At 38.4% G+C, this 5,013-nt stretch carries 4 protein-coding genes and 1 pseudogene; all 5 read left to right on the top strand.

Annotated features, from left to right (window positions below):
* On the top strand, positions 1–856 hold an 856-nt coding region (locus LC574_RS26280; protein WP_229456477.1), incomplete at its 5' end, for an IS982 family transposase.
* A gap of 85 nt (positions 857–941) precedes the next feature.
* On the top strand, positions 942–1,169 hold the full coding sequence (locus tag LC574_RS26275; RefSeq protein WP_229456475.1) for an MbtH family protein: 228 nt from the start codon (positions 942–944) through the stop codon (positions 1,167–1,169).
* A gap of 281 nt (positions 1,170–1,450) precedes the next feature.
* Positions 1,451–2,269 (top strand): thioesterase II family protein, encoded by an 819-nt coding sequence (locus tag LC574_RS26270; protein WP_229456473.1) that lies wholly within the window; start codon positions 1,451–1,453, stop codon positions 2,267–2,269.
* A gap of 413 nt (positions 2,270–2,682) precedes the next feature.
* Entirely contained in the window at positions 2,683–4,329 is a 1,647-nt protein-coding gene (locus tag LC574_RS26265) for a hypothetical protein (protein ID WP_229456471.1), read from the top strand.
* Positions 4,330–4,486: 157 nt separating this feature from the next.
* Positions 4,487–4,897 (top strand): annotated as a pseudogene (locus LC574_RS26260) (penicillin acylase family protein); the annotation flags it as partial.
* Positions 4,898–5,013: the final 116 nt, after the last annotated feature.

Below are 5,013 nucleotides of genomic sequence, written 5' to 3'. Positions count from 1 at the left end.
GGTGAAAGCAAGTATGAGCGACAGTGAAATCATGACACTAGCACTAGTCATGGATTATCTACCATTTCCTGGAGAAACACAGTTTCTCGGTTTCATCAGGGGAAATTACAGTGAATGGTTTCCAAATTTACTTGACCAGAGTCAATTCAATCGGCGCTTAGGTAAATTAGATGGAATGTTAGAGAAATTACGCCGCAGTTGGGTGGAGCAATTGGTTGGGGAAGGTGAAAAATATTTCCTTCTCGACACCAAACCATTACCAGTGTTAGGACTCAAACGTGACAAGCGACATAGCGATTTTGCCGGAAATGCTACCCCTGGTTGGTGTGCAGCCAGAGAAATGCGTTATTTTGGCTACAAGTTAGTGATGCTCTCAACATGGAATGGAATTCCCATCTCTTATGATATAGTGCCTGCTAATACGGATGAGAGAATTGCTGCTGATGGTGTTTTAGAGGCAGTTAATCATAGCAATATTTACGCAGACAAGGGATTTATTTCTGCTGATTGGCAGGCTGCGATGCCTACGGCGGGCTGCGCCTACGCTCGTCGCACTGGTAATTGCATCTGGACACTCACTCGTGATAACCAGCATCTTCAACATTCTCATGGCTTGAAGCGTTTTATTAGTCGTGTTCGTCAGCGCGTCGAAGGTGTTTTTCATGAAATTCAAAACACCGGACGTAATCCCGATAGCGCAGCGGTAGCCGGTACTCCGGCGTCACGCTTACTCAACAAAACTGTTGATGGCTTTTGTGTCCATATTGCTGCCAAAATTGCATCTCATACATTACGTTTATTGCTTCGTCGCCGTTTTGGTATTGATGTTCTTACTTTCCAATCTCAACCTATTTAATTCACATTAGGCGTACTTCTGAATTCTGAATTCTTCTTCAATAAATCTTAGAAAGCATAGCCAATTAAATAGCAGGAGATAAATTATGTACCAAGACGACAAAGAAGACACAACAATTTACAAAGTTGTAGTCAATCATGAAGAACAGCATTCCATTTGGCCTGCTGACAGAGAAAACGCACTCGGCTGGAAGGATGCTGGCAAAAGTGGTTTGAAACAAGAATGTCTAGATTACATCAAAGAAGTTTGGACTGATATGAGACCACTTAGTCTTCGCAAGAAAATGGAAGAAGCTGCTGGAGGTAAATCATAACGCATTTGATTTTTCATAAAGGTTGTCCAAGGTCAAGAGTCAAAGGTAAAAAAAATTCTGGACTCTTGACCGAAGCAACGTACTCCTACGGGGATCTTGCTAGCAATAGCGTCTTGTAGAAAGCATCTTCATTCTGATTCCTGGATTCTAAATTCTTCTTCAAGCGTCTTGTCGGAAAAAGAATAAATGACTTGTGACAGTCTTCTACTATTGTCGCCACTGTGCGTAGCTTGCTTAAGAGGAGGGGTACACGGAAAAAAGTGCAATTTCGACATAAAAATATGACAACCACACAAACATTTAACTCTTGGCTAACATATACCAAACCTAATCCTCAGGCTTCGGTGCGTTTATTCTGCTTCCCCTATGTAGGTGGTAGTTCTATAATTTTTCGCACATGGGCTGAGAGTCTACCTACAACTGTGGAAGTTTGCTCTATTGAACTTCCTGGACGAGGAACCCAGATGAAGTCAGCCCCATTCTCGCGGCTAGAACCTCTTGTGGGTGCGATCGCCCAAGCGCTGACAAGGAATCAGTTTGCTCCCGCCTTGCTTCCACATTTAAACAAGCCATTCGCCTTCTTTGGTCACAGCATGGGAGCAGTTGTCAGTTTTGAGCTAGCCCGTTTACTCCGCAAACAGTACGGTCTAGAACCAGTACATATGTTTGTTTCCGGTCGCCGCGCTCCACAAATTCCCGATCCAGATCCACCTATCCATGCTCTAAGTGAGCCTGAGTTCATAGAAGAACTACGCCGTCTCAATGGTACTCCCGAAGCACTGCTGGAAAATGCCGAATTAATGCAACTTCTTGTCCCAATTCTAAGAGCAGACTTTGAAGTTCTAGAAACCTATGTATATACTGCCGAGCCACCACTTGATTGTCCTATTACTGCTTTTGGTGGCTTACAAGATCGGGAGGTTAATTGCGATGAACTTCAAGCTTGGCGCGAGCAGACAAATGCTGCATTCTCACTACAGATGTTCAGGGGCGATCATTTCTTTTTACACTCAGCCCAATCACTCCTGCTACAGTCACTTTCTCAAGAACTACAGCAAATTACCAGTAAAATAGACCCTGTACAGGAGAATTCTAATTGACTCTGTATTATTCTTGATTTTGCCTTGCATTTCTAATTAGTAGAATGTATTATCCACTAAGATTTGTTCAATCAATATCTACAGAATCCTTGAGCAGAGCGCAAATAAAGGTCTCGCCTGGTTGAGGAAAAATTCAGAACAAGAAAGTGGCGGATATCCTGCGGGATCTTGCTACAAACTCGCCGCTATAGACCGCTAAATCTTTTCCTTCTCCGATCATAGACTCTAATCGAACGATTTAGCGCAATATTTCACCACTTATTCATTCGCCCTTCGGCTTCGACAGTAGGATTACAATTCATGCTGAATTATGATTCCTCAATTCTGCTTTAATCAACCAAATACAATACTTTGAAGGCATATCTTTACAAATTTAGAACTTCTGTTTGGGGGTTAAGCGATATTGAATATTGTTGGTACAAGAAGTTTTTCAATTAGGATTGCATATGAGTGCCTCTTCTTTATTGGGAATAGATTCTAAGAGTCTTAAGGGATTTCAAAGACAACAAAAGTATTTTCCTTATCGGTATGCTCTAGTTCGTAGGTATTTACCTAAATTTGTCAATAAATATCAAAAAATATATGCTGCTCAACTATTAAATTTTGCTGTTTTGCCTTCAGCAGATATATTTAATACTAGTACATTGCAAACTGATTTTTATGAATTCTTTACTGAGATAGTATGCGACACTCCTGGTAATACAACTTATGCAAAATATCTGAAAAAGACTTTCAAAGAAGTTCCAAATCAAGCTCTCAATCCAGAATCTTTAGGTACAGAGATAATTGATGATGAATATTCACCTGTTGTCAATACTTGGAGAGCCAACATTCTCCATGAATTGAAGTTGGCATTAGCTTTTGTAAATTTTTATAACTTAGGCAAAAATATTTTTGATTTTCCTCAATGTTTATTAGAGTCTTTTAAGAATACAAATATAGAAAACGTTCCTTTACGCGATGTCAAACTGCCATATCCAGCTTTTTATTTACATTTTGGTTTGCAAAAAGACTTAGAGTTAGAACTGGGACATGTGGTCAACAGTGAATTTTTATATTCGTTGTCAACAAAAAATAATCAAATAAATAAATATTACTTGGAGGGGGTATATGTAAAAGAAATAGCTAGTGGTGGTTTTGAATTAGCATTAATTGGTTCTCCAGAATTTCCAGTTTTGAGTGATAATTGGCCGGAGTATCCGACCGAAGCGCTTTCTGTAAGAATTCCTTTAATTAATCCAGATATAACTATTGGCGAAGCTTTAGACTGGGAGATAATAGATAATTCTGCCTCTCAGAAGAAAGCCATATTTCATTATCTAGAGGAGAATAATTTACTTGATAAAATTGATGTTGATTTTAATATAGAATTATTGAACGATTTTTTATTCTATGAATTTGAAGAATTTCATGATAACAAATGTCATAAATTTATATTAAAAATTTTAAAGTTAGTTATCAATGCTATATTTTACACAACTAATTATCGGTTTACTGAAGAAATCTCAGAACAAATACCTGGATTTATTCCCAATAATTTACGTAAAGAATTAGAATCAGATGATGCAAATACAAGGAGAAAAGCACTTTTAAAAATAGATAAGCAGGGATATTCGCTAGTTAAAATATGTGGTAAGCGTAGTTGTAGAGCAGGAGTTTTTTCGAGTGATGAGATAGGTAAAGTTGATAACTTTCAACAAGAAGAAGTGGTCAGTAGTACTGAACCTAAAAAGCAATTTAGTAGTTACCATAGAAGAAGGCATTACCGTCTTTGTCCTGTAGGCAAGAATCGTAGTGAAGAAGCATTGATTTGGGTTGAGTGTGCATATATACAAGGCACACTTCCATATAAAGAAGGGTTACGAATTTATGAGTTTGGTCAGCCAGAGACATCTGGTACAAATGTAGGTAATTTGGATGGAAAAATCCTTAATAATAAGCAAATTTTGGAGATTAGGAATATGTTTGAGCTAGGAGTTGCTACTATTAGTGAGATTGCTAATCTTTATAAACTGCCGGAAGAGATTATTGAGCGAATTATAGTTAAGAGGCAACAATAAAAATACTAAATATCAACATGATTGGCTAAAATTTTATTATCTAAAACATGCTCTTGAAGTTTTAAACTTGTTTCTTACAAGTATGAAATTAATATAGCAAGCCTAAATCATTATTAGAGGCTATTTACATTCTCTTTATTAATTACATAACTAAAATATGCGCTATTTACTGAGAGTTTTTAGAAGAAAAGTATTCCGTATTTTACCGTTTATACTTGGTTTGATCTTTGCCTTAGTTGTGGTATGTCAGAATGGAGCGATATTAGCGACATCCACTGAAATACTTTGGGATACTTATGGCGTACCCCATATTTTTGGTAAGGATACCCAAAGTGCATTCCAAGCATTTGGTTGGGCGCAAATGCAAAGTCACGGTAATCTGGTTTTACGTCTTTATGGTCAAGCACGAGGACGGGCTGCTGAATACTGGGGAGAAAAATATTTAGAGTCAGATCGCTGGGTACTGACTATGGGAGTCCCCAATCGCGCTCGTTCTTGGTACAAATTACAAAGTCCAGCTTTTCGCAATTATCTGGATGCTTTTGCTGCTGGAATCAATGCTTATAGCGGTTATCAGTCTTCCGAAGTACAGTAGCAGCAGTGAGTAAACCAACCGAGTAAATTCTCTGTAGTCACTTCTGCGAATGCCACATCCAATGCCTTGAGTAAATCAGGATACGTCCT

It is taken from the genome of Nostoc sp. CHAB 5715 (assembly GCF_020829685.1).
Taxonomy (GTDB): Bacteria; Cyanobacteriota; Cyanobacteriia; order Cyanobacteriales; family Nostocaceae; genus Nostoc.
Note: the sequence above shows the minus strand (reverse complement) of the source record. Positions and strands in the feature narration are given on the sequence as shown.